Here is a 21880-nt window from a genome sequence, read left to right as displayed (position 1 = left end):
GTCGCCGCAGACCGCCCCCGCAACTCGATCAGACGCTAGGTCCTAGTACTCGTAGTGCAGCGTCAGGATGAAGGTCCGACGATAGCCCGGCTGGGCCAAGGCCGTGCCGGTCAGGTTCGGCGAGATGTCGCCGAGGTAGCGTTCGTCAAAGAGGTTCCGGACGTTGGCTTGGAGGTAGGTGTTCTCCAGGCCGAAGCTGTCCATCTTGAAGCGCACGTCGGCGTCCCACAGGGCGTAGTCGTCGAAGCTTTCGGTATTCACCAGGTTGGTGAAGCGACGGCCGACGAACTTGCCTTGGACGCCCAGGCTGAGCGCTTCCATCGGATCCCACTGGACGCGAACACCCCCCTGAAGCTTCGGAATCTCATAGATCGCCTTGCCCTTGGTCGCCAGGACGCCCGCCGTGGCGTTCGGAATGTTCTGGAGTATCTCGCTCTTCAAGTAGGACGCCGAGGCGTAGACGCTCAGGGTGTCGAGCGGCTTGAAGCCGACGCTGCCGTCGACGCCGGTGTAGCGGACGTCGCCGATATTCTGCGAGAAGGCGATGCCCGAGGGCTCGTCCAGCACGCGCTCAATGCGGTTTTGGAAGTCGTTGCGGAACACCGAGACGGAGGCGATCCACGGGCCTTGGCTGTAGCGCAGGCCCAGGTCATAGGCCTTGGTGTTCTCCGGACCCGGATCCACCAGGACCTGGTCGTAGAGGTCGTCCGTACGCGGCGCCGACAGCGTCTCGGCGTAGCTTGCGAAGACCGTCCAGCCTGTGGCGAACTCATAGGAGGCGCCGACGTTGGGCAGCACGTCGTCATATTTGCGCGTGAACGACCGCGGGCGGCCGTATTGCAGGCTCGCCGACGAGTTCAGGGACGCCTGTGGGAACGTGACCTTGGTCTGGCCGGTGCCATCGTTGGTGCCCGGAACCGGTGTCGGGGTCTGGTTGGTGCAGTACGCGTTGAACGTGTTCTGCTGGTAGCAGAAGTTGTTCAACTCCCGCTTAAGGAAGGGCGCGCGGACGCCGATGTTGAACTGCAGGCGGTCTTCGAGGAAGCGGCCGCGGTATTCGGCGGCGATCTGGTTCAGCATGGCGACTGAGGCGCGGTCGCGACGGCGAAGGTTCGAGCCATCGGCGGTGACCACGGCGTCGCCGTAGCCGTCCTTGCCCGCGAACGGATCAAGCGGCGTGCCGTCCTGGCCGACGTAGCCGAAGTCGCCGGTCTGGCGGTGCTTGGCCTTGTCGAAGGTGTAGGCGACGCGGACGTTCTGATTGTCGTCGATCTTGAAGATCAGCGACGAGGTAAGGCCGTAGCGGCGGGTGTTCGTCGTGTTCGGACGATAGAGGTAGACGCTGTCCAAGGTGTCGGTGTCGCCGTTCAGGTCGACGCCGACCGCCGCCGTCGGGCCGCGCAGCTGAGCGTCACGCTCGCTCATCAGCTGCACGCCGCCGCCGTTGGCCAGGGTGTACTGGAACGAAGGGTCGAAGGTGAAGGTCAGGCGATCCGACAGGTTCCACTTCGACAGGCCGCGGATGTTGCCCGTGTTGGACGGGTTGATGCTGAAGTCGAAGTAGTTGGTCGGGCACGGATTGCCGGCCGAGTTGTCGACGTCGGCCAGCCCGGTGCGCGGCGCCGGACGCGTGCAGACGCTCGGGGCGACCATGCTTGTGTCAGGCAGGTTCGCCGTGGTGACGCCGCGGCGGTCGTAGGTCGCCTTGTTGAAGCGGTTGATGAAGTTGTTCCGCGCTTCGTTGTAGGTGGCCATCAGGCTCACCTCGCCGATCGAACCGACTTCCTGGTCGATGCGGGCGTTGAACTGCTTCTTCTTGATCTGGCCAGCCGCCCCGAAATCCGAGTCATGCGGCGTGAACAGGTCGTTGCGGGTGTAGAGGCCCGAGATCCAGATCTTGGTGCCAAACGGCCCGATGCGGCCAGATTCGATGGTGCCGTAGTAACGCGAGTAGGCGTTGCTGCCGAAACCGACCTCGGCGCGGACGCCGAAGTCTTCCGCCGCACGCTTGGTCACGTAGTTGATGGTGCCGCCGGCGGCCGCGGCCGTCGGGCTGTCCACGTCGGTGGTGCCGAGGTTCACGGTCACGCGTTCGACAAGATCGCTTTCGAGCAGCTGGCTCGAATAGAGGGCGTAGTTGCCGCTGTCGTTCAGGGGCATGCCATCCTGCAGCAGAGCGATACGCTGGCTGTCGACGCCGCGGATGGTGATGTCGCCGCCCGATGAACCGTAGGCGTCGTTGTTGTTGAAGTTGACGCCTGGCAGCAGGTTGATGGTGTCGAGCACCGACTGGCCCGGGGCCTGCCGGCTGATGAACTCGGCGCCGATCGAGGCGCGCGATTTGGGTTCGGTCTCGGCGATGATCGCGCCGTCGAAGTTCTTCGCGCCGCTCGCCGTGATGACGAGTTCTTCAACGACGGCCGTCCCCGACGATTGGGCCAGTGCGCCCTGTGCGAACAGCAGGCCGGAGGCCAGCGCCGTCGACGCGCAAAGCGCGCGGCTGATGGAAAGTTTCATGGTGCACCCCTCTGCAGTACGCGGAACATCCCACATCGCCCCGGATCGTGGGGCCGTCCCGCATCTTGGCGGCCTCTATAAACCTAAATTCCGCCATCATTGGTGATGGTTTTGTGACGGGGCGTCACTCGGTGTTGCACTGCGGCGAAAAGGTCTCAGTCTTACGCATCGTCTGCCTGAGCTATAGGCTCAGCGGCCAAGGAGCCGATATGCGTCAACGCCTTATGCCTGGGCAAAACACCGCGACAGGCGCCGCAGAAAGCGGCGAAGGCGAGCTGCGCCTGGTCTGGTTGCTGATCATCGCCCTCGCCGCCGCCCGCTTGATCGCCCTGTTTGCGACTCCTTTGGAGCTGTACCCCGACGAGGCCCAATACTGGGCGTGGTCCCGTGATCTTGCCTTCGGCTACTTCTCAAAGCCGCCGCTGATCGCCTGGGCCATTCGCGCCACGACGGCGCTTGGCGGCGATTCGGAGCCCTGGGTGAGGCTGTCCTTCGGCCTGTTCCAGGCTGGCGCGACCCTGTTGGCCTTCTTCATCGGCCGCCGACTTTATGGTCCGACGACTGGCTTGGTCGCCGCGACGCTCTACGCCTTGGCGCCTGGGGTCCAGTTGTCAGCCCTGGTGGCGGCGACCGACGCGCCCTTGCTGTTCTTCCTGGCCGCAGCCCTGCTGGCCTACATCCGGCAACAGCAACCGGAAGCGCGACTGACCAACGCCGCCGCGGCCGGGGCCGCCCTCGGCCTGGCCTTTCTTTCCAAGTATGCGGCGCTCTACGCGCTGGTCGGCGTCGCCTTGCACCTGACGCTGGCGCCGTCCGCGCGGCGCGCATGGAGGCCGGGGGCGCTTCTGGCGGCGATCGGCGCCCTGGGCGTCGTTATCGCACCGAACCTCCTGTGGAACTTCGGCCACGATCTGGCGACCGTCCGACACACGGCCGACAACGCCGACTGGGCGGCAAGCCGGTTCAACCCCTTGGAGGCGCTGCAGTTCGTGGCCGCCCAGTTTGGCGTGATCGGACCCATTCCCTTTGGCGCCCTGCTGGTCGGCGCAGGCCTTGGGTGGCGCAAGCGCCTCCACCCACAGGACATGCTGCTCGCCTGCTTCGTCGTCCCGCCGCTGCTGATCGTCACCGCCCAGGCCTTCATCAGCAGAGCCAACGCCAACTGGGCCGCCGCCTGCGTGCTGCCGGCCGCGGTGCTGGCCGCCGCCTGGCTGGTGCGCTGGGGGGCGAAGGGCTGGATCATCGCGGCGATCGCCTCCCAGGCTCTGGTCGCCGCAGCTTTCCTGGCGATCGTCACCCAGCCCATGCTGGCCGATCGACTGGGGGCGTCAAACGGCTTCAAGCGCGCCCGGGGCTGGGAAGAAACAACCGCAGCGATCCTCGACCGCGCCGAGCGCGAAGCCGGCCTGACCTCCATCGCCGTCAACAACCGCTTCCTGTTCTACGCCCTGACCTACTATGGCCGCGACCGCTTGGCGGCCGCTCCGCCGCTGGCGAGCTGGCTCCTGGCCAGCGAAGCCCGCAATCAGGCCGAGACGGCCGCGCCGCTGGACGCAGCACTCGGCCATCGGGCTCTGCTGGTCTCCTACGAGGGTTGGTGGCGACCGCAGATGGAGGACGACTTCTCGCGCACGGAGGCCCTGGGGTTCGCGAGCATCGGTCTCGACGCCAAGCATCGCCGTCGAATCGAGATGTTTATCGGCGAGGGTTTTCAGCCCAAGCCGCGCGACCCACGGACCGGGCTGCCCGTCAGCGCCGCGACCACACCGCCTTGATCCGCGCGTCGCGGCCGCAGCCGATGCGGTAGGCGTTGTAAGCCATCGGGTTCTTGGCGGCGTAGTCCTGGTGATAGGCCTCGGCCAGCCAGAAACGGCCTTCGGGCAGCACCTTGACCGCCACGGCCTTCTTCAAGACCTGGGTCGCGCGCGCCTTGGCGCCTTGCGCGGCGGCGGTGTCGGCCGGATCGGCGGCGAACATTGCGCTCGTATAGGAGTGACCCCGGTCACAGATCTGCCCGCCGACGTCGGTCGGATCGATGTGGCGCAGGAAATAGTCGGCGAGTTGGCCGTAGGTCGTCTTGGCCGGATCATAGGTGATCCGCACCGCCTCGAGATGGTCGCTGTGGCGCTGGTAGGTCGGCCGCTGCGAAGCGCCTCCGGTGTAGCCGACGACGACGGACCGCACGCCGGGGGCGTGTTCCATGGCGTGTTCGACCGACCAGAAGCAGCCGCCCGCGAAGATGGCGGTCTTCATGGGCGCGGCGGCGGCAGGCAGGGCGACGGAAAGCGCCAGCGCTGCGGCGGCGACCGTCTTGGCGAGGTTTTGTCTGGACATGCCGATGATACGCGCGGGGCCGGTCATCGGATGCATGTTCAGGCCGTCGCCAGCGCGACCTCGAACGTCGCTTCAGTCTTGGCCTTGATCTCTTCGACCGTCACCCCAGGGGCGACTTCCAGCAGCCGGATCGGCCGCTTCCCGCGAGCAATGTCGAAGACCCCCAGGTCCGTGATCAGCTGGTCGACAACGCCCGCGCCGGTCAGCGGCAGGGTGCAGGCCTTGAGCAGCTTTGGCCCGCCGGAGCGCTCGACGTGCTCCATGACGACGACGATGCGGCGGCAGCCGGCGACCAGATCCATGGCGCCGCCCATGCCTTTCACCATCTTGCCCGGCACCATCCAGTTGGCGAGGTCGCCATTGGCGGCCACCTGCATGGCGCCCAGGATCGACAGGTCCATATGGCCGCCGCGGATCATGGCGAAGCTGTCGGCGCTAGAGAAGTAGGCGGTCGAGTCGAGCTCGCTGACGGTCTCCTTGCCGGCGTTGATCAGGTCCGGGTCTTCCTCGCCTTCGAACGGAAACGGACCGATGCCAAGGATGCCGTTCTCGCTCTGCAGCGTAACCTCCAGGCCATCGGGAATGTAGTTGGCCACCAGGGTCGGGATGCCGATGCCCAGGTTCACATAGAAGCCGTCTTCGATTTCGCGGGCCGCGCGGGCGGCCATTTCCTGTCTCGTCCAGGCCATGGTCGCTCTCCTTAAGCCGTCGCCGCACTGATTTTGGGGCGGGTGGTCGTCTTCTCGATCCGCTTTTCGTAGGCGACGCCCTCGAACAGGCGATCGACATAGATGCCCGGCGTATGGATCCCGGCCTTATCGAGGCTGCCGGTCGGGACCAGTTCCTCGACTTCGGCGATGGTGAAGCGTCCGGCCGTCGCCATCATCGGATTGAAGTTCTGGGCGGACTTTCGATAGACGAGGTTGCCGGCCGCGTCGCCTTTCCAGGCCTTGACGATGGAGAGGTCGGCGTGGAGCGCGCGCTCCATCACATAGAGCTCGCCGTCGAACTCGCGGACCTCCTTGCCCTCCGCCACCACCGTGCCGACGCCGGTCTTGGTGAAGAAGGCCGGGATGCCGGCGCCGCCGGCGCGGATGCGCTCGGCCAGAGTGCCTTGGGGGTTGAACTCCAACTCCAGCTCACCCGACAGGTAGAGCTTTTCGAACAGCTTGTTCTCGCCGACGTAGGACGAGATCATCTTCTTGATCTGACCACCGGCGAGGAGCAGCCCGAGGCCGAAATCATCGACCCCACAATTGTTCGAGATAAAGGTCAGGTCCTTGGCCCCGCTGTCGCGGATCGCCGTGATCAGGTTTTCCGGAATGCCGCAGAGGCCGAAGCCCCCGGCCATGATCGTCATGCCGTCGGTCAGGTGCTCGGCGAGGGCGGCCTGGGCGTCGGGAGATACTTTCTGAGCCATGGCCTATCTAAGCCCGGAAGCATGACATTGAGAACCGGGGCCGTGACTGAACCGCACGCGCTGCGGGCGCCGTGTCGGTTCCCAGGCGCCGCGCGCGTAAAAATCAGCGCCCAAGCTGTCTTGAGCCGGGCCATAGTGGGACCATGACTCAATCGCTGCTCTTCCAGGTCATGGTCTATCTGGCTGCTGGCGTCATCGCCGCCCCCATCGCCAAGCGCCTCGGCCTGGGCTCAGTGCTGGGCTACCTGGTTGCTGGCGTCATCGTCGGTCCCTTCGCGCTCAATCTCGTCGGCGAACCTGGCGACGTGATGAAGGTCGCCGAATTCGGCGTCGTCATCCTGCTGTTCCTGATCGGCCTGGAGCTCAGGCCCCAACTTCTGTGGGGCCTGCGCAAGTCGATCTTCGGCCTGGGCCTAGGACAGATGGTCGCCTGCACGGCGATCACCGCCGGCGCAGCCTTGGCCCTGGGCATGGAGGCCAGGACAGCGCTGGCCGCGGGCCTGATCCTGGCCATGTCGTCCACGGCCATCGTCCTGCAGAGCCTGGACGAAAAGGGCCTGCGCCAGGCCGCGCCAGGCCAGGCGGCCTTCGGCGTCCTGCTGTTCCAGGACCTGTCGGTGATACCGCTCTTCACTCTGCTGCCGCTGTTGGCGATCCCCGGGCTCGCCGCCCATGATGCGGCCGGCGGCCATGGGAGCCATAGCGGCGGGCTGTTGGCCGGCCTGCCGCTCTGGGCCGGCGCGCTTGGGGTCATGGCGGCGGTGGCCGCCGTTGTGGTCGGCGGCCGTTACCTGACGCGCCCGGTGTTCCGGTTCATCGCCAGCACGCGTCTGCGCGAAATCTTCACCGCCTCGGCCCTGTTGCTGGTGGTCGCCGTCGCCGTGCTGATGGAGATGGTGGGCCTGTCGCCGGCGCTCGGCGCCTTCCTGGCCGGCGTGGTCCTGGCCGACAGTGAATTCCGCCGTGAACTGGAGGCCGACATCGAGCCGTTCCGCGGCCTGCTGCTCAGCCTGTTCTTCATCACTGTCGGCGCGGGCCTGGACCTGAAACTGGTGGCCAGCCGGCCGCTGGAGCTGTTCGGTCTGGTCCTCGGGCTGATGGTCGCCAAGGCCGGCGCCATGTATGTGGTCGCCCGCCTCTTGCGGACCCCGGCGCGCACCGCAGCGATCACATCGGTCTTCCTCGCCCAGGGCGGGGAGTTCGCCTTCGTCCTGCTGGGCTTTGCGCTCTCCGTGAGCGTTCTGGCGCCAGACCAGGCCGCCCTGCTCACCGCTATCGTCGCCCTCTCCATGGCCTTGGCGCCGCTCGCCATGGCGGCCGTCGAGAAGCTGACCGCAGGCCGCGACGTCGACCTCGACGAGCCCGAGCCACTCCCCTTCGACCAGGGCGACCCCGACGCCATTGTCGCCGGGTTCGGCCGTTTCGGCCAGATCGCCGCCCGCGTCCTGATGGCGAACAACTTCAAGGTGGTGACGCTGGATTCCAGCATCGAGCAGATCGACGTCCTGCGGAAGTTCGGCTGGCGCGTGCACTATGGCGACGCCAGCCGCCTGGACCTGCTGCGCGCCGCTGGCGCCGAGAAGGCCAAGCTGTTGTTGGTGGCGATCGACGACACCGCCAAGGCCAAGGAGATGATCGAGGCCGCGTCCCACGCCTTCCCGCACCTATCGATCATCGCCCGCGCCTACGATCGCCAGCACGCCTATGAGCTGTTGAAGCTGGGCGTGGAGGATATCGAGCGCGAGACCTTCGAGAGCGCGCTGGCCTTCACCCGCCGCGCCCTGACGCGGCTAGGCTTCAGCGATCGCCGCGCCGCGCGCGCCACCACGATCTTCCGCGATCACGACCGTGAGACCTTCCTGAAGCTGGCCTCGGTCGCCACCGGCAAGACCGATCAGGGCTATATCGACGCCACCCGCCAATCCCGCGCCATGATGGAGGGCCTGCTGCGCGCCGAGATGGCTGCGGCCGGCGACGACGACGCCGACAACCGGACGCGCGCGCGGCGACCGGTGGAGGCGGGCGAATCCCAAGTGTAGGATGGCGCCATGAGCCAGACTGAAACCCAGCCTCAACGCGTCATCGAACCGGTATCCTACGCCGACTTCGCCAAAGACTTCGAAGGCTTCTCCCGCGACCTCGGCGCCTCCTTCGCCCGCTACGGCTTCGCCGTCGTCAAGGACCATGGCCTGCCGCAGGCCCGCATCGAGGCGGCGCTCAAGGCGACCAAAGCCTTCTTCGCCCAGCCCCCGGAAGCCAAGCTGCCCTACAAGGTCGGTATGGCCGGCCAGCGCGGGTTCACCCCCTTCGGTATTGAGACGGCCAAGGGGAACGCCCACTTCGACCTCAAGGAATTCTGGCACGTCGGTCGCGACCTCCCCAAAGGCCACCGCTTCCGGGCGCACATGGACGACAACGTCTGGCCGGATGCTGAAGTCCCTGAATTCCGCGAGGCGGTGGGCTGGCTCTACCAGGCGCTGGACGCCATGGGCCTTAAACTCTTGGAGGCGATCGCCGTCTACCTGGGTCTCGATCGCCACTTCTTCGATCCCACCGTCGACATGGGCAATTCGGTGCTGCGCCTGCTGCACTATCCGCCGACGCCCGCCGGCGGCCCAAATATCCGCGCCGGCGCCCATGAGGACATCAACGTCATCACGCTGCTGCTCGGCGCGGAAGAAGCGGGCCTGGAGGTGCAGGACCGCGACGGCCGCTGGATCGCCATCAACCCGCCGCCCGGCGCGCTGGTCTGCAACATCGGCGACATGCTGCAGCGGCTGACCAACGAGCGCCTTCCGTCGACGACCCACCGGGTGGTGAACCCTGCGCCGGAGCGCGCCAGCTTCGCCCGTTACTCGACGCCCTTCTTCCTGCACTTCAATTCGGACTACCTGATCAAGACCCTGCCGAGCTGTATCGACGCAGCCCATCCCGACCGTCACCCCGAGCCGATCACCGCCGACGACTACCTCATGGAGCGCCTGCGCGAGATCAAGCTGGCGTAGCGCGACGCCGCCCTACCACCCGCACCGTTCGCCCTTGTTCTGGCGAGTCAGCCAGGCGTCCAGAGGCTGGAAGTAGGCGATGATGGCGCTGGCGTCGGTGCGGTCTTCGCCGGTGAAGCTTTCCAGCGTCTGGGGCCAGGGCTGGGACCGGCCGGCCTCCAGCATGGTGTTGAACTTCTCGCCCACGTCCTTGCGGTCGAACACCGAGCAACGGTGCAGGGGTCCCGCCCAGCCGGCGATCTTGCAGGCCGCCCGGTGGAACTGGAACTGGTAGATGTGGGCCAGGAAGTAACGCGTGTACGGCGTGTTGCCGGGCACATGGTATTTCGCGCCCGGATCAAAGGCGTCAGCCGGGCGCGGACCCGGCGGGGTCAGGCCCTGGTACTTCAGGCGCAACGCCCACCAGGCGTCGTTGTACTGCGCCGGCGCGACCTTCCCGGAGAAGACATCCCAGCGCCAGCGGTCGACCAGCAGACCGAAAGGCAGGAAGGCGATCTTGTCGAGGGCCATCTTCAGCAGGAAGGGAATATCCTCCTCCGGACCGGGGACCGTCTGCAGCAGGCCGATCTGCTTGAGGTAGGTGGGCGTCAGCGCCGAGAGCCCGGCAAAGTCGCCGATCGCTTCGTGGAAGCCGTCGTTGGCGGCGCCGCGGAACAGGTAGGGCTGCTTGGAATAGGCGCGCTGATAGTAGTTGTGCCCGAGCTCATGGTGGACGGTGTAGAAGTCCTCGGCGTTCACCTTCGTGCACATCTTGATGCGTATGTCGTCCGCGTCGTCGACGTCCCAGGCCGAGGCGTGGCAGACGACCTCGCGGTCCTGCGGCCGCACGATCAGCGACCGCTCCCAGAAGGTGGCGGGCAGGGGCGCAAAGCCGAGCGACGAATAGAAGCTCTCGCCGGTCTTCACCATGCGGGTCGCGTCATAGCCCTCGTCGGTCAGGAGCTGGGTCAGGTCGTAGCTGGAGGCGACGCCCTTGGGCGCGACGATGTCGTAGATGTTGCCCCACTGCTGGGCCCACATATTGCCGAGCAGGTCGGCGCGGATCGGGCCGGTGCGCGCCTGGACGGCGTCGCCGTATTTGCCGTTGAGCCGGGCCCGCACATAGCAATGCAGGTTGCGGTAGAAGGGTTCGACCTGCTTCCACAGCCGATCGGTCTCGGCGGCGAAGGCGTCGGGCGCCATGTCGTAGCCGTCGCGCCACAGGGCCCCGGTGTCGGCATATCCCAGACCGCGGGCGCCTTCGTTGGCCAGCGCGACCATCTGTGCGTAGTCCGGCTTCATCACCGGCGAGATGGTGTGCCAGCCTTCCCAGACCGCCTTGGTTTCGGCCGGGTCGCGGCTCTTGGCCAGGATGTCCTCGGCGTCGTTCAGGGTGAGGGTGCGGCCGGCGTAAGCGAACTTGCCGGTGGAGTAGGTGGAATTGAGCTTGGTCGCGAGCGTCGCCAGCTCAATCGCGGCCCCGGGGCGGTCCGGCGCGGGAATGGTCATGTAGAGCTTGATGCGCTTCAGCTTGCGGGCTGTGACGGGATCAACGGCGACGCCGTCAAAGCGGGCGGCCTCGCGGGCCAAGCGCACCACCATCTCCTTCTCCTGACCGGACGCGCGCGAGTCCAGCCATTGGGTGTCGGCGGTGATGAAGTTGGCCCGCACCCAGGCGGCGCGGTTCGTATACTGGCTCATCGCCGCGGCCTCAGCCTCGGCGTTTTCAACAAAGGCCTTGGCCTCCGCAGCGGTCTGGGCGTGAGCGTCGGGCGCGCCGATCGTCAGGGCGGCGACAAAGACTCCGGACAGGAACCGAACACGCATAGCGGACCTCCAGCTGAAGCCGCCATGGGAGGTCCGCCAGAGCGCGCCGTCAACCTTGCGGCGTCGAACGCTCGATCAGGTCGGCCAGACCGGAGGGATCTGAGACGGTGACGTCAAGATCGTTCACCAGGCCGGTGTCGAGGGCGTAGACCCAGCCGTGGACCTGCAGGTCCTGGCCGCGGGCCCAGGCGTCCTGGACGAAGACGTCGGAGGCGACGTTGCGCACCTGGCGCACGACGTTCAGCTCGCACAGGCGGTCGAGGCGCGCTCGGTCCTCGCCAATGGCTTCGAGTTCGTGGCGATGATCGTGGTGCACCTCGCGGATCGGGTGCAGCCAGTGGTCCACCAGGCCGCGGCGTTGGCCGTCGACCGCGGCGGCGACGCCGCCGCAGCCGTAGTGGCCGACGACCATGACGTGCTTCACCTTGATCACGTCGACGGCGAACTGCAGAACCGACAGGTAGTTGGCGTCCTGGGGCGGCGCGAGATTGGCGACGTTGCGGTGGACGAACAGCTCGCCCGGATCGAGATCGACGATCTCATTGGCGGGCACCCGGCTGTCGGAGCAGCCGATCCACAGATATTCCGGCGCCTGCTGACCCACGAGGCGCTGGAAGAAATGCGGGTCGTCAGCGATCTTGCGCGCGGCCCAGGCGCGGTTGTTGGCCTTCAAGTCTTCAAGCATGCCGGCTCCTTAGAACCACAGGCCGCCGGCCGCAAGGTCAGACGACGGTGAAGCCGATATCGCCGACGCCCTTGACCTCGCCGGCGACACGATCGCCGCGAACGACGGGTCCGACGCCCGCCGGCGTGCCGGTGAAGATCAGGTCGCCCGCCTCAAGCCGCCACATCTTGGAGGCCTCGGCGATGATCTCCGGCACCGACCAGATCATGTGGGCCACGGTGGAGTCCTGCTTGACCTCGCCGTTGACGCTGAGCGCGATGCGGCCGTCCGGCGCGGGACCGTCCCAGGGTAGGATGGCGCTGATCGGCGCCGACTGGTCGAAGCCCTTGGAGGACTCCCAAGGCTGGCTGCGTTCCTTAGCCAGGTTTTGCAGGTCGCGCCGTGTGAGGTCGACGCCGACCGCGTAGCCGAAGACCAGGTCCAGCGCCCTATCCGCGGAGATGTCAGAACCGCCGGCCTTCAACGCCACCACCAGCTCGATCTCGAAGTGCAGGTTCGTCGTGTGGCTGGGATAAGCCGGATCGGTCCCCGCCATCACCAGGGCGTCGGCCGGCTTGGAGAAGAAGAAGGGCGGGATGCGCGAGTCGCCGCCCATCTCATCCCGGTGCGCGGCGTAGTTCTGTCCGACACACAGAATCCGCCGAACGGGAAAAACCTCATCGCGGCCGACAATGGGGACGAAAGCCTGCGGGGCGGGGGGAAAGGCGTATGCGGTCATGCCGCAGCCGTATCGTGGCGAGCCTCTCATTGGCAAGGCCCGGCGCTGGCCTCCCGGCCCAGGGATGCGTCTTACGCGTCTGAGGTAGGGGATCGCTTGACGCGGGCGATTCCCCTGGGCCGCCGGTCCGGCCCCCGCGATCAAGCCGCGGGTCCTCAGAGCCTGTGCCATAGCCGCTGACCGCGGCTGTTGACGACGTGACCGCTTGTCTCAGATGGCGTTTTGCCGCGCCTGTCGCATGCGGCGTCGCGACGTCGCCCGCGATCAAGCTTGACCATTGCCGCAACGCGGGAACCGGCTAGGCTGTAAGGCGTTGAACGATCGCCGCCCGACAGCTTGGCCGGGCTTCCCCATTCGGAGAAATCCCATGCCTTCCAACGCTCTCGACGCGGCCGCCAACGAAGCCAAGGCCGCCGCCGAAACCGCCAAGCGCGTCAATGAAGACGCTCAACGCATGTTCGGCGAAGCCGCCAAGCGGATCGAACAGGCCGTGACCGAGGGTCTCGAACAGTTCCGCGCCCAGTCGCGCACCTACACAGACAACGCCGGCCAGCATATCGATGAAGCCTCGCGCTACGTCACTGAGCGCGTCAAGGAGCGGCCGCTGGCGGCCACGGGCGCGGCGCTCGGAGTGGGCGTCCTGATCGGCCTGTTGCTCTCGGCCGGCCGTCGTTGATCCGAAAAATCCTGACGCTTCTCGCCGCAGCCGCCGCGATCTTCGCGGCGACGGTCACGGCCGTCGTGGCCGCCGCCATGGCGCTTTATGCGCTGACGGTGGACAATTTCGGACCGGCGGGGGCGGCGGCGATCGTCGCCCTGGCCGCGGCGCTCGTCCCGCTGGCGCTCGCATTGTTCTTTCTGGTGAAAGCCAAGGAAAAGCCGCCGCTGGAAGAACAGAGCCTCGTCCAGCGACTGTTCGAGGCCGCCAAGCAACGACCGATCATCGCCACTGGCGCCCTGGCCGCCGCCTCCGTGCTGGCGGTCCGCAATCCACGAATCCTGACCATGGTGCTGACCACGCTCATGGCCAGCAAGCCGCCCAGGCCGAAATAAGGAACGCAGGCGTCTGAGCGGACGTTTGAGTCTTCAGCAGCGGGCGGACATCGGGTCGGCCCAATTCGCGAGGAGATCGTCAATGCTCGGTTGGGCCCTGACATTCCTGGTCGTGGCGTTGATCGCCGCGGTCCTGGGTTTCACTTCGATCGCGGGCGCAGCCATGGGCATCGCGAAGATCATGTTCTTCGTCTTCCTGGTTCTGTTCGCCGTTTCCCTGGTCATGCACCTCGTGCGAGGGCGACGCGTCTAGCGTCGTTCTATCGACCAGGTTCGATAGGGCTCGTAGTGCGAGCCCGTCCAAGCCAGAGCGGCGATGCGAATCGCCGCTCTTTCTATGTCGAGAATATTGAAACTCGGCGGCACCCCGCGCTCGCGGACCGACAGGGTGCCCGCCCCTACAGCGTGGGTCTTGCCGTCGGCGAAGGGGTAGGGCCAGACAAACGGGGCGTGGATATGCCCTGACAGCACAAGATCCACACCGGCTTCGGCGAGATCTCGGGCGGCCGCCTCGCCGTTCCATACCCGCGCCGTCATCGGCCCGCCGATCATTTCGGCCAGGGGATGATGGCAGACCAGGATTTTCAGCGCGTCCTGCGGCTGGGCTTTGAACCAGGCCGCCGATTCCTGGGACTGTCGGCGACTGATCTGGCCCTTGGACCAGTTGATCCGCGGCTGGGCGCCGCGGGCTGTATTGACGCCGCGCACCGACAGGCCCTCGACCGCCCAGGTCTGGGTCCGCGACGGCCCAATGTAGCGTTCATAGCGGCGGAACGGCGCGGCGATCCGCTCGGCCCACGCCAAGTAAGGGGCGTCGTGGTTGCCAGGCGTGACAAGCGTCGGTCCCTTGAACTGGGCGATCCAGGCCGCCGCGGCTTCAAATTCGGGCTTCTCACCATATCGCGTGAGATCGCCGGAGACGATCGTGAGGTCGAAGTCGCCCTTGTTGACATGCTCCACGGCGGCGGCTGTGGCGGCGATGTTCTCGCCGCCGAAGTGGATGTCGGACAGATGAGCCAGCCGCAGCACGGTCACGCGCGCAGCGCCTCCGGCAGCCCGTAGACGCGCACCATCTCTTTCACATACCGGACCTCGGTCAGCGACCGGAGTGTGACGCTTTCACCATCGAGCAGGGCTGGAATGCGGCGAGCGGCCCAGACGCGGGTCGTCGCCGCGTGCGAGACATGCACGGCGGGATCATCGCGCCAGTCGCCCACCAGGGCGTGCAGGCCCAGGCGCAAGGCCTCGGCGGCGCCGGAAGGATCGAGCGCTGCGACCTCCAGCAGATCGGCGTCGGCGTCCATGCCGCGCGACACCAGCGGGCACATGAAGGTCAAGGCTTCGGCCTTGTTGCGGCCAAGGTCCGCTGTGACGTAGCGCAGCCGGCCTGAGAAGGCGCGACCGAAGGCCTTGCGAGCCTGGTCCACCGCTTGGCGCAGCCGCCCATGCCGGGCCGCCTCCCGCGCCGGCGCCCAGAGCGCAGGCGAACCAAGTATGGCCGCGACCAGAAACTTGTGGCCCTCGACCTCGCCGCCGCCGAGCATCTGCGGTTCGCCCGACCGCAGCATCAAGGGCAGGGCGTCACGCCACGGCCGGACTCCATAGATGGCGTGAGGCAGCATGTTCATCGTCCCACCGGCCAGGGGCGCGAGCATAGGGCCGTCCGGCCCGCACATCTCCGCCGCCGTGCGCGCCGTGCCGTCTCCGGCGAGGACGATGAGCAGATCAGGATCGGATGCAACGGCTTCGCGCAGGCAATCGATCAGACCGGAGGGCTCAGGCGCGCAAATCCGCGCCTCGAAACCATGATCCGCCAGGATCTTTCCGACCTCGGCGGGGGCGTGCGGCCCAACGCTGCCGGAGGCGATATTGGCCACCACCTCGATCCGTCGAATTCGCGTCACGCCTCGCCCCCGAACAAAGTCTCCCGGCCCGCGGTCCGGGCTGGCCGAAGCCGCGATCAGCGGGCGATGTCGCTCTTGGCCTTGTCGCCCGCGTTCCGCAAGGACTGCCCGGCGTCGGCGGCGGCGTCGCGAACAACAGGTTCTGCGCGGTCCGCGGCGACGGTCAGGTTCTGATCGACCACGCCTCCAGCCCGCGAGAACGAGCCGTTGACGGCCGCCAGGCCCATGACCACCAGGCCCACCGCCGCGGCGACCACCGTGATCGTCATGGCGATCGGGTGACGCTTGCGCGTGGCGCGTTCGTCGCGCCGGCCACGCTCGTACGCCTCACGCAGGTCGGACTTGATGTCCGCGTGCAGGCTAACGGCTTCGGCCGACACGGCCTCTGCAGATCGATCGATCATGGTCAAGCTCCAGGGCTTGGAAGGGGGTTGGTTGACCAGTGAACGAAGCACTGCGGTGACGGTTCCGAATCTACAGTGAAGCCTGACGGAACTGGCGCTCTGCTGTGACGTTTTCCGAACAAGGGCCGTTCAGGACCGCCAGACCCACTTCTCAAGGCGAGACTTCCTTCCCAAGGAGAGAACGATGATGAAGCCAATGATCGGCCTTTTGGGCGCAGCCCTTCTGGCCTCGGCCTGCACGACCACGGGCAACACTGAACGTAACGCCGCGGGCGGCGCCGCCCTGGGCGCGCTGGCCGGCGCAGCGCTGGGCGCCGTTTCCGGCGATGTGGGCGTGGGAACCGGCGCCGCGGTGGGCGCCGTGGTTGGCGGCGGCGTCGGCGCCGTGAAGGGTTGCCGTGAAGACGGCGGGTGCGGCGCTTCCGCCCCGAACCGCCGACAGTATTACGACGAACGGGCTGGCCGCTATTATTACTACGACTCCGGCTCGGGCCGTTACTATTGGGAGAACGGCGCGCCGCGCTGATCCTGCATGATCGGCGCCGCCTGATGGGTGTCTGAGGGGCGGTCGGCTTGTCCGGCCGCCCCTCGCCTTATCCGCTGGGGCGTCCTAACAATCGATTTGGGCTAGGGGAGCGGACATGAACCATTCGACTTGGATCGGCGCGCTTAGCGTCATGGGCGGGGGCCTGTTGCTGACCGCCTGCGCCACCTCCAGCAGCGTCGTGAAAGCGCCGGCGACCTGCGGCGACCAGGCTGTGCAGATCTACTTTGAGCCAGACTCCGCGGACGTCACCAGCGAAGGCATGGCTGTTCTGCGCCAGGCGGCGACCATGACCAAGGGCTGCACGATAGACAAGATCCAGGTCGAAGGCCTGGCCGACGCGGCCGGCGCGCCTGCTGCGAACCTGGTCCTCTCCGAACGCCGGGCCCAGTCCGTCAACGCCGCCCTGACGCAAGTCGGCCTGCCACGTGCTGATTTTGTCGGAGCCGCCGGTGACGCCGGCGCCCTTAACGCCCAGGGCCAGGCGCGCCCCCTGCGCCGCCGCACCGACATCCAGCTTCGGCTCTCGCCCAAGTCCTAAGGGCTGTGGCGGCGTCTGTTTGATCCAAGGCTCTGACAGACACCTGCGCCGAAAATCGGCCCGCACGCACAAGAAGGCGCACCCCAAAGGCGCCAGATGCGGGCAAAAAAGCGGGCCCCAAAGGGGCCCGCAGGGGCATCGTCGAGAAAAGGGGCGCGGAGACGGCAAACCGGCTGTCGCCGGTCTCAAGTCGGGGGGGGGCGTCGCCGTCTCCGCAGACTGGAAAACTCGTCTTCGTCCGACCCGTTCCCTGCGCCCTGATGTTTTTGTGCGATTTTCTCGACGCCTTTTCACCGCCCGCGGGGACCAATGCGGAACGGCAGAGGCGCCACGACGTTTCTCCTGCGAAGCCGACACCTCTTCCAGGAACAATCCATGTCCTACACCAGCGCTGACGCCAGCCTGATGAGATCGCCCCTGCCGCGCCACGCGTCACGTCGCCGTCGGCGAGGGGCGCTGGCCGCTATGCTCGCCCTCGCGATCGGCGGCGGCCTGCTGGGTTACCTGTCCCACCTTGAGGCGACCGGCGACGACCCGTTTGGGTCGATCACCTACGTCGCCGCCCTTTAAGGAGCCAACCATGGCCAATCTCGACCGCAGCAGCGGCCATCCCGTCCTTAACGCCACCCGAGCGCGCCAGGGGCGTTTTGGCCGCCACATGTTTTGGGTCTTGCTTGTCTCGACGACCCTGGCCGCCCTCGCCCTGTTCGCCGCATGGACCTGGCGCGCCGACGACCTCGCCGCATCCAATTCCGACAACGGGGGGATGAAACCGGCGGCCCGGACGTTCAATGCGCCCACGCCGCAGCCGATCGCCAATCCGCCGAGCGAACTACCCGCCTCACGCTAGACGCATCGCCATCATGAAAGAACGGCCGCCCCTCGGGGCGGCCGTTTTGCTTTGGACTATGGGATCGTCGCGGCCGGGCCGGCTAGGGAGAAGAACCCCAGAACGCCGGCGAGAAGCGCGACGACCGCGAAGACGATGGCCTACCGAGCATTCGAACCTCCTGCGATGAAATGGAAAAGGCGCCGCAGGGTCCTGCGGCGCCTTTCCAAATGCAAACGTCGGGCCTCGCCGGCGTTCCGGCGGTTTTAGGCGGCTTGGCGGCTCGTCTTGCGCGGGTGGAAGAACAGCGCCTGACCGATCGCCGCCTTCACGGTTTCCGGCTGGAAAGGCTTGGTGATCAGGAAAGTCGGCTCGGGACGCTCACCCGTCAGCAGCCGCTCTGGGAAGGCGGTGATGAAGATCACCGGCACGTCGTATCGCGCCAGGATGTCTTTCACCGCGTCGATGCCCGACGATCCGTCAGCGAGTTGGATGTCTGCGAGAACCAGACCCGGCGTGTGGCGCGCGACGGCGTCGGCTGCTTCGCTGCGGGTGGCGGCGATGTCGAGAACCTCGTGACCCAGTTCCTTGACCAGCGCCTCGATGTCTGCGGCGATCACCGGCTCGTCCTCGATGATCAGGACCTCGGTGGCCAGTTCGGCGTCGATCTCGCTCTGCGCCTCACCGATCAGCTGCTCGACCTCGGAGAAGTCGGTGGTCAGGATCTGCGCGGCTTCGGAAGGCGTGAAGCCCTCCAGCGCGGTGAGCAGGAAGGCCTGACGGGAACGCGGGGCGATACGCATCAGCCGGCGCGAAGTGTCGTCGGCCATGTCGTCGTCCTGCACGGCCTCAAGCTGGGCGCCGGAGCTGCACCAGATGGCGTGGAAGACCTGATAGAGGGCGACGCGGGGCGTCAGGTCGGGCTCGAGCGTACGTTCGCCGGCGGCCAGCGCCTCGAGCGCCACACGCACATAATGATCCCCGGTGGTCTGATCGCCGGTGAGCGCACGGGCGTAGCGTCGCACGTAGGGAAGGTGCGGGGCCAATCGGGCTAGAAGACTCAAAGGATTACCCCTCCCAGAAGGACGTGAATTCAGCTGCCCCGGAAGCGGTCCGGGCTCACGCGAGCGAAGGCGGAGGCGAACCTCGACCAAGCCCCATGATGGTCTAAGAACGCTGCCGGCGGGAACCCGTTCCCTTTGCTCAGCGTTTTCTCGTCTGGCGCGGAGCTGTGTGGGAACCTAAGGGTCGAGCCGGCGTTGTGCGATGACGGATGCAAAAGAGGGGGCGGCCGCCGCGCAAGCGGATCGCCGGCGATATGATCGAACGCAAACCGACAGAAGAAACACAGAGGCCGCCTGCTGCGCCCCTGGATGAAGCGCGCCTGCGCCAGCAGGCCATCGGCGTAAGGTTGCGCCAGATGTTCGATCAGGTGGTCAACGAAGAGGTTCCGGACGAGTTCCTGGAAATCCTGAGGCGCGCCGATACGCGCTCGGAGAAGAGCTGATGCCGGCGGTTGATGCTCGCGACACGCCGGACGACATCGCTTTCAAGCGCGAACTTGTGCAATTGATCCCGCATCTGCGCGCCTTCGCCCGGACCCTCTGCGGCGACGCCGCCGCGGCCGACGACCTGGCCCAGGACGCGATGATGAAGGCGTGGGACGCCCGAGCCAGCTTCCAGCTGGGCACCAACATGAAGGCGTGGACCTTCATGATCCTGCGCAATCAGTTCTATTCCGAGAAGCGCCGCTCCTGGCGCCAGACCCAGCTCGACCAGGAAGCCGCCGAGCGGACCTTGGTGGCCGTGGATGATCCGGAGGCCCCCGTGGCGCTGGACGAACTGCGCCAGGGCTTGGGCATGCTGCCGGCCGAACAGCGTGAGGCGCTGATCCTGGTGGGCGCGGGCGGGTTCGCCTACGAGGAAGCCGCCGAGATCTGCAATTGCGCGGTCGGCACCGTGAAGAGTCGCGTCAGCCGGGCCCGGCGTGCTCTGCACGCCATCCTCGACGACGGGGCCTATGATCGCGACGGAGCCTCGGCCAGCGACGCCATGCGCTCGATCCTCGCCGATGCGGAGCGCCTGTCTACGGTGCGTTGAATTAAGCCGCGGCGCTGCTCGGCAGCGTCGCCGGCGATGGGAATTAAGTGTCGGCGATGAGCGGCCTAAACTCGGAATCGTTCACTACGATCCGGGTCCGTCTGACGGCGGCCCTGGCGGCGGCGCTCATGCCGATCTTCGTGCTGGGCATTGTCCAATCCGCCCTCTCCTTCCATCGCGAAGGCGTGGCGATCCGCGAGAACCTGGGCGCCGCGGCCCAGCGCAGCGCGGCCGCCGCCCGCACGCGGCTCGAAGGCGCGGAAATCCTGCTCGAGACACTCGCGCCTGGCGCCGTTGGGTTCCAATGCGCCCAGCGTCTGGCGCAGGTGTCTAAGCGGCTGCCCGGCTACGCCAATCTGATCCGCTTCGATCGCCAGGGCCGCGTGGCTTGCGCCGCCGAGGGGGTGCAGGCCGACCCTGGGCGCATCGACCGCGCCTGGTTCCGGCGGCTGGCCGATGGCGAGGGACTGACCATCACCCGCGAGACCGGCGAGGTTTACGCCGGCGCCCCGGCCGTTCTCGCCGCCGCCCGCGCCACGCGCACGGACGGGTCTTTCGACGGCGCCTTCGCTGCGATCATACCGCTCGAAGCCCTTCGACCCTCCCTCAGCGACCCCGTGCTGCCGCGGCACGCCGAGGTCGCCCTGATCGACCGGGCTGGCGAATATATCAACGCCACCCGTGCAGAAGCCTTCCCGGACCTGCCCGCCGCCTGGCGCGACCGCACCCGCGAAGAGGGCGAACTGGTCTGGTACGGCGACGATCAGGAGGGTCGCCGACGAATCTATTCGGCGACGCCGGTTGTCGGTGAAGAGATCTATGTCGTCCTGTCAGCGCCCTCGCCCGGACTTTGGTCCTGGGCCTGGCTAAACCCGCTGACGTCGCTGCTCCTGCCGCTGTTGACCTTCGCGCTCGCCCTGGCCGCAGTCAGCATCGCCGCCGACCGCGTTGTGGTCCGCTGGATCGCTTACCTGCAACGCATCGCCGCCCTCTATGCGCGGGGTCGACTCAGCGTGCGTCCGATCCAGGCCGGGGCCATGCCGCCGGAAATCCGCGAGCTGGCCGAAACCATGGAGCAGATGGCCGACGCCATCGTCGGTCGCGACGCGTCCTTGCGCGATTCTCTCGCCCAGAAGGACGCGCTGATGCGCGAAATCCATCACCGGGTGAAAAACAATCTGCAGATCATCTCGTCCCTGCTGAACATGCAGCAGCGCGCCTTGTCGGACCCGGCGGCGCGGGCGGCGATGTCCGACACCCGCCAACGCATCACCGCGCTGGCCCTCATCTACCGCGCGCTTTATCAGGGGCCTGATCTCAAGCGTGTCGATCTGCGGCCGTTCCTGGAGGAACTGACCGCCCAGTTGGTCGCCGGCGAAATGCTGCATGGCCCGCCGGTTCGCACGGAACTTCACGTCGACGCCCTGGTCATCGATCCTGACCGTCTGGCGCCGCTAGCGCTGTTCGCCGTCGAGGCCATAACGAACGCCCAGAAGCACGCCTTCGCCGGGCGCGGCGGCACGCTTACCGTGAACTTCCGCGTGCGCGACATGGTCGGAGAGTTGGAAATCGCCGACACCGGCCACGCCAAGGTAGAAACCTTGAGCGCCACGGGCGTGGGACGCACCCTGATGACCGCCTTCGCTCGACAGCTGCGCGGGACGACTGAGCTGGCCCTTAATGAGGGCGGCGGGGTGACTGCGAAGCTCACCTTCCCCATTCCCCCGCCAGAGATGGTGATTCCCGATTCGCCCGAGGGGAACCACGGCCCAGCTTGAGTGTTGAATCCGCGCTGATCCCACCGGTTCGCTTTGCGGCCGGCCCCCAACCTGGAGTGCTCCAATGCGCAAAATGTTCATCCTGGCCGTCGTGGCCGCCAGCCTGGCTGTCTCGGCCTGCAACACTGTTTCTGGCGCCGGCAAGGACGTCAGCTCCGCAGGCACCGCGGTGAGCGGCGCCGCTGAAGAAGCCAAGTAGGCCTCTCCTAAAGCCTGATAAGGAAAGCCCCGCCTCAAGCGGG

The 21880-nt window shown here is 66.8% G+C and carries 26 protein-coding genes; 14 read left to right on the top strand and 12 right to left on the bottom strand.

From position 1 onward, the window contains the following. Positions 1 to 42: 42 nt before the first annotated feature. Complete coding sequence (locus tag BN1313_RS03795) at positions 43 to 2517, bottom strand: TonB-dependent receptor domain-containing protein (protein WP_091736739.1); 2475 nt, start codon at positions 2515 to 2517, stop codon at positions 43 to 45. Between the two features lie 209 nt (positions 2518 to 2726). On the opposite strand from BN1313_RS03795, the gene BN1313_RS03790 reads away from it, so the two are divergent. Then, positions 2727 to 4292 (top strand): ArnT family glycosyltransferase, encoded by a 1566-nt coding sequence (locus tag BN1313_RS03790; protein ID WP_245620080.1) that lies wholly within the window; start codon positions 2727 to 2729, stop codon positions 4290 to 4292. Here BN1313_RS03790 and msrA read toward each other — a convergent pair. Genes msrA through BN1313_RS03775 form a run of 3 tightly spaced genes read right to left on the bottom strand, consistent with a single transcriptional unit; the run spans position 4267 to position 6271 of the window. Then, entirely contained in the window at positions 4267 to 4851 is a 585-nt protein-coding gene (gene msrA, locus BN1313_RS03785; RefSeq protein WP_091742256.1) for a peptide-methionine (S)-S-oxide reductase MsrA, read from the bottom strand. The genes BN1313_RS03790 and msrA overlap by 26 nt on opposite strands. Before the next feature lie 38 nt (positions 4852 to 4889). Next, on the bottom strand, positions 4890 to 5540 hold the full coding sequence (locus BN1313_RS03780) for a CoA transferase subunit B (RefSeq protein ID WP_091736737.1): 651 nt from the start codon (positions 5538 to 5540) through the stop codon (positions 4890 to 4892). Between the two features lie 11 nt (positions 5541 to 5551). Next, positions 5552 to 6271: a CoA transferase subunit A gene (locus BN1313_RS03775; protein WP_091736736.1), complete on the bottom strand. Its 720-nt coding sequence runs from the start codon at positions 6269 to 6271 to the stop codon at positions 5552 to 5554. A gap of 143 nt (positions 6272 to 6414) precedes the next feature. On the opposite strand from BN1313_RS03775, the gene BN1313_RS03770 reads away from it, so the two are divergent. Together BN1313_RS03770 and BN1313_RS03765 are read left to right on the top strand one after the other, a co-directional pair. Further along, the gene (locus BN1313_RS03770) at positions 6415 to 8310 is read left to right on the top strand and encodes a monovalent cation:proton antiporter-2 (CPA2) family protein (protein WP_091736735.1); all 1896 of its coding nucleotides are present in this window, start codon (positions 6415 to 6417) and stop codon (positions 8308 to 8310) included. 9 nt (positions 8311 to 8319) lie between these two features. Further along, positions 8320 to 9276: an isopenicillin N synthase family dioxygenase gene (locus BN1313_RS03765; protein ID WP_091736733.1), complete on the top strand. Its 957-nt coding sequence runs from the start codon at positions 8320 to 8322 to the stop codon at positions 9274 to 9276. A 12-nt stretch (positions 9277 to 9288) separates the two neighbouring features. On the opposite strand, the gene BN1313_RS03760 is transcribed toward BN1313_RS03765, so the two are convergent. From BN1313_RS03760 to BN1313_RS03750, 3 genes are read right to left on the bottom strand one after another with little or no spacing between them, the layout of a single operon-like run. Further along, complete coding sequence (locus BN1313_RS03760; protein ID WP_091736730.1) at positions 9289 to 11082, bottom strand: M2 family metallopeptidase; 1794 nt, start codon at positions 11080 to 11082, stop codon at positions 9289 to 9291. A 49-nt stretch (positions 11083 to 11131) separates the two neighbouring features. Beyond that, the gene (locus tag BN1313_RS03755) at positions 11132 to 11767 is read right to left on the bottom strand and encodes a carbonic anhydrase (protein WP_091736727.1); all 636 of its coding nucleotides are present in this window, start codon (positions 11765 to 11767) and stop codon (positions 11132 to 11134) included. Positions 11768 to 11804: 37 nt separating this feature from the next. Continuing rightward, positions 11805 to 12485 (bottom strand): fumarylacetoacetate hydrolase family protein, encoded by a 681-nt coding sequence (locus tag BN1313_RS03750; RefSeq protein WP_091736725.1) that lies wholly within the window; start codon positions 12483 to 12485, stop codon positions 11805 to 11807. Positions 12486 to 12852: 367 nt separating this feature from the next. Between BN1313_RS03750 and BN1313_RS03745 the strand changes: the two genes are divergently transcribed. The 3 genes from BN1313_RS03745 to BN1313_RS03735 all read left to right on the top strand — a co-directional run bounded on the left by BN1313_RS03745 (position 12853) and on the right by BN1313_RS03735 (position 13791). Next, a complete protein-coding gene (locus BN1313_RS03745; protein WP_091736723.1) occupies positions 12853 to 13161 on the top strand; it encodes a glycine zipper domain-containing protein in 309 nt (102 codons plus the stop codon). After that, entirely contained in the window at positions 13158 to 13538 is a 381-nt protein-coding gene (locus tag BN1313_RS03740; RefSeq protein WP_091736721.1) for a hypothetical protein, read from the top strand. The genes BN1313_RS03745 and BN1313_RS03740 overlap by 4 nt, the downstream gene beginning before the upstream one ends. 82 nt (positions 13539 to 13620) lie before the next feature. Further along, a complete protein-coding gene (locus tag BN1313_RS03735) occupies positions 13621 to 13791 on the top strand; it encodes a DUF1328 domain-containing protein (protein WP_091736719.1) in 171 nt (56 codons plus the stop codon). Here BN1313_RS03735 and BN1313_RS03730 read toward each other — a convergent pair. The 3 genes from BN1313_RS03730 to BN1313_RS03720 are packed head-to-tail and all read right to left on the bottom strand — an operon-like array spanning position 13788 to position 15846. After that, positions 13788 to 14573 carry a metallophosphoesterase family protein gene (locus BN1313_RS03730; protein WP_245620079.1) on the bottom strand — a complete coding sequence of 262 codons (786 nt, stop codon included), beginning with the start codon at positions 14571 to 14573 and terminating at the stop codon, positions 13788 to 13790. The genes BN1313_RS03735 and BN1313_RS03730 overlap by 4 nt on opposite strands. After that, on the bottom strand, positions 14570 to 15442 hold the full coding sequence (locus BN1313_RS03725) for a diacylglycerol/lipid kinase family protein (protein WP_245620078.1): 873 nt from the start codon (positions 15440 to 15442) through the stop codon (positions 14570 to 14572). Before BN1313_RS03725 ends, BN1313_RS03730 begins: the two co-directional genes overlap by 4 nt. Positions 15443 to 15498: 56 nt before the next feature. Beyond that, positions 15499 to 15846 (bottom strand): hypothetical protein, encoded by a 348-nt coding sequence (locus BN1313_RS03720; protein WP_091736717.1) that lies wholly within the window; start codon positions 15844 to 15846, stop codon positions 15499 to 15501. Between the two features lie 184 nt (positions 15847 to 16030). Here BN1313_RS03720 and BN1313_RS03715 point away from each other — a divergent pair, with 184 nt between their 5' ends. The 4 genes from BN1313_RS03715 (at position 16031) to BN1313_RS03700 (ending at position 17781) form a co-directional block, all read left to right on the top strand. Beyond that, positions 16031 to 16372, top strand: a complete 342-nt coding sequence (locus BN1313_RS03715) for a YMGG-like glycine zipper-containing protein (RefSeq protein ID WP_091736714.1) — start codon at positions 16031 to 16033, stop codon at positions 16370 to 16372. Positions 16373 to 16487: 115 nt separating this feature from the next. After that, positions 16488 to 16931, top strand: coding sequence for an OmpA family protein (locus BN1313_RS03710; RefSeq protein WP_091736713.1), 444 nt, complete (start codon positions 16488 to 16490; stop codon positions 16929 to 16931). Between the two features lie 375 nt (positions 16932 to 17306). Then, positions 17307 to 17501: a hypothetical protein gene (locus BN1313_RS03705; RefSeq protein ID WP_091736712.1), complete on the top strand. Its 195-nt coding sequence runs from the start codon at positions 17307 to 17309 to the stop codon at positions 17499 to 17501. Between the two features lie 10 nt (positions 17502 to 17511). Beyond that, positions 17512 to 17781 carry a hypothetical protein gene (locus BN1313_RS03700; RefSeq protein WP_091736711.1) on the top strand — a complete coding sequence of 90 codons (270 nt, stop codon included), beginning with the start codon at positions 17512 to 17514 and terminating at the stop codon, positions 17779 to 17781. A gap of 56 nt (positions 17782 to 17837) precedes the next feature. Here the strand turns inward: BN1313_RS03700 and BN1313_RS17060 are convergent, their stop codons facing one another. Beyond that, positions 17838 to 17918: a DUF1328 family protein gene (locus BN1313_RS17060; RefSeq protein WP_091742250.1), complete on the bottom strand. Its 81-nt coding sequence runs from the start codon at positions 17916 to 17918 to the stop codon at positions 17838 to 17840. A gap of 108 nt (positions 17919 to 18026) precedes the next feature. Then, positions 18027 to 18824 carry an anti-anti sigma factor/receiver protein PhyR gene (gene phyR / locus BN1313_RS03690; protein ID WP_091736710.1) on the bottom strand — a complete coding sequence of 266 codons (798 nt, stop codon included), beginning with the start codon at positions 18822 to 18824 and terminating at the stop codon, positions 18027 to 18029. Between the two features lie 254 nt (positions 18825 to 19078). Here phyR and nepR point away from each other — a divergent pair, with 254 nt between their 5' ends. From nepR to BN1313_RS03670, 4 genes are all read left to right on the top strand, one after another. After that, positions 19079 to 19267 (top strand): anti-sigma T factor NepR, encoded by a 189-nt coding sequence (gene nepR, locus BN1313_RS03685; protein ID WP_091742248.1) that lies wholly within the window; start codon positions 19079 to 19081, stop codon positions 19265 to 19267. Then, positions 19267 to 19860 carry a sigma-70 family RNA polymerase sigma factor gene (locus BN1313_RS03680; protein WP_091736709.1) on the top strand — a complete coding sequence of 198 codons (594 nt, stop codon included), beginning with the start codon at positions 19267 to 19269 and terminating at the stop codon, positions 19858 to 19860. The genes nepR and BN1313_RS03680 overlap by 1 nt, the downstream gene beginning before the upstream one ends. Before the next feature lie 56 nt (positions 19861 to 19916). After that, complete coding sequence (gene phyK, locus BN1313_RS03675; RefSeq protein WP_091736708.1) at positions 19917 to 21638, top strand: sensor histidine kinase PhyK; 1722 nt, start codon at positions 19917 to 19919, stop codon at positions 21636 to 21638. Between the two features lie 64 nt (positions 21639 to 21702). Then, complete coding sequence (locus BN1313_RS03670) at positions 21703 to 21837, top strand: entericidin A/B family lipoprotein (RefSeq protein WP_091736706.1); 135 nt, start codon at positions 21703 to 21705, stop codon at positions 21835 to 21837. The last annotated feature ends 43 nt before the right edge of the window (positions 21838 to 21880 follow it).

Origin of the sequence: Phenylobacterium immobile (ATCC 35973), from assembly GCF_001375595.1 — a bacterium.
Taxonomy (GTDB): Bacteria; Pseudomonadota; Alphaproteobacteria; order Caulobacterales; family Caulobacteraceae; genus Phenylobacterium; species Phenylobacterium immobile.
Note: the sequence above shows the minus strand (reverse complement) of the source record. Positions and strands in the feature narration are given on the sequence as shown.

Bases quoted from the DNA above. Each gene is read 5' to 3' on its own strand.
- BN1313_RS03795 (WP_091736739.1), bottom strand. From the start codon at position 2,517: ATGAAACTTTCCATCAGCCGCGCGCTTTGCGCGTCGACGGCGCTGGCC.
- BN1313_RS03790 (WP_245620080.1), top strand. From the start codon at position 2,727: ATGCGTCAACGCCTTATGCCTGGGCAAAACACCGCGACAGGCGCCGCA.
- msrA (WP_091742256.1), bottom strand. From the start codon at position 4,851: ATGTCCAGACAAAACCTCGCCAAGACGGTCGCCGCCGCAGCGCTGGCG.
- BN1313_RS03780 (WP_091736737.1), bottom strand. From the start codon at position 5,540: ATGGCCTGGACGAGACAGGAAATGGCCGCCCGCGCGGCCCGCGAAATC.
- BN1313_RS03775 (WP_091736736.1), bottom strand. From the start codon at position 6,271: ATGGCTCAGAAAGTATCTCCCGACGCCCAGGCCGCCCTCGCCGAGCAC.
- BN1313_RS03770 (WP_091736735.1), top strand. From the start codon at position 6,415: ATGACTCAATCGCTGCTCTTCCAGGTCATGGTCTATCTGGCTGCTGGC.
- BN1313_RS03765 (WP_091736733.1), top strand. From the start codon at position 8,320: ATGAGCCAGACTGAAACCCAGCCTCAACGCGTCATCGAACCGGTATCC.
- BN1313_RS03760 (WP_091736730.1), bottom strand. From the start codon at position 11,082: ATGCGTGTTCGGTTCCTGTCCGGAGTCTTTGTCGCCGCCCTGACGATC.
- BN1313_RS03755 (WP_091736727.1), bottom strand. From the start codon at position 11,767: ATGCTTGAAGACTTGAAGGCCAACAACCGCGCCTGGGCCGCGCGCAAG.
- BN1313_RS03750 (WP_091736725.1), bottom strand. From the start codon at position 12,485: ATGACCGCATACGCCTTTCCCCCCGCCCCGCAGGCTTTCGTCCCCATT.
- BN1313_RS03745 (WP_091736723.1), top strand. From the start codon at position 12,853: ATGCCTTCCAACGCTCTCGACGCGGCCGCCAACGAAGCCAAGGCCGCC.
- BN1313_RS03735 (WP_091736719.1), top strand. From the start codon at position 13,621: ATGCTCGGTTGGGCCCTGACATTCCTGGTCGTGGCGTTGATCGCCGCG.
- BN1313_RS03720 (WP_091736717.1), bottom strand. From the start codon at position 15,846: ATGATCGATCGATCTGCAGAGGCCGTGTCGGCCGAAGCCGTTAGCCTG.
- BN1313_RS03715 (WP_091736714.1), top strand. From the start codon at position 16,031: ATGATGAAGCCAATGATCGGCCTTTTGGGCGCAGCCCTTCTGGCCTCG.
- BN1313_RS03710 (WP_091736713.1), top strand. From the start codon at position 16,488: ATGAACCATTCGACTTGGATCGGCGCGCTTAGCGTCATGGGCGGGGGC.
- BN1313_RS03705 (WP_091736712.1), top strand. From the start codon at position 17,307: ATGTCCTACACCAGCGCTGACGCCAGCCTGATGAGATCGCCCCTGCCG.
- BN1313_RS03700 (WP_091736711.1), top strand. From the start codon at position 17,512: ATGGCCAATCTCGACCGCAGCAGCGGCCATCCCGTCCTTAACGCCACC.
- nepR (WP_091742248.1), top strand. From the start codon at position 19,079: ATGATCGAACGCAAACCGACAGAAGAAACACAGAGGCCGCCTGCTGCG.
- BN1313_RS03680 (WP_091736709.1), top strand. From the start codon at position 19,267: ATGCCGGCGGTTGATGCTCGCGACACGCCGGACGACATCGCTTTCAAG.
- phyK (WP_091736708.1), top strand. From the start codon at position 19,917: ATGAGCGGCCTAAACTCGGAATCGTTCACTACGATCCGGGTCCGTCTG.
- BN1313_RS03670 (WP_091736706.1), top strand. From the start codon at position 21,703: ATGCGCAAAATGTTCATCCTGGCCGTCGTGGCCGCCAGCCTGGCTGTC.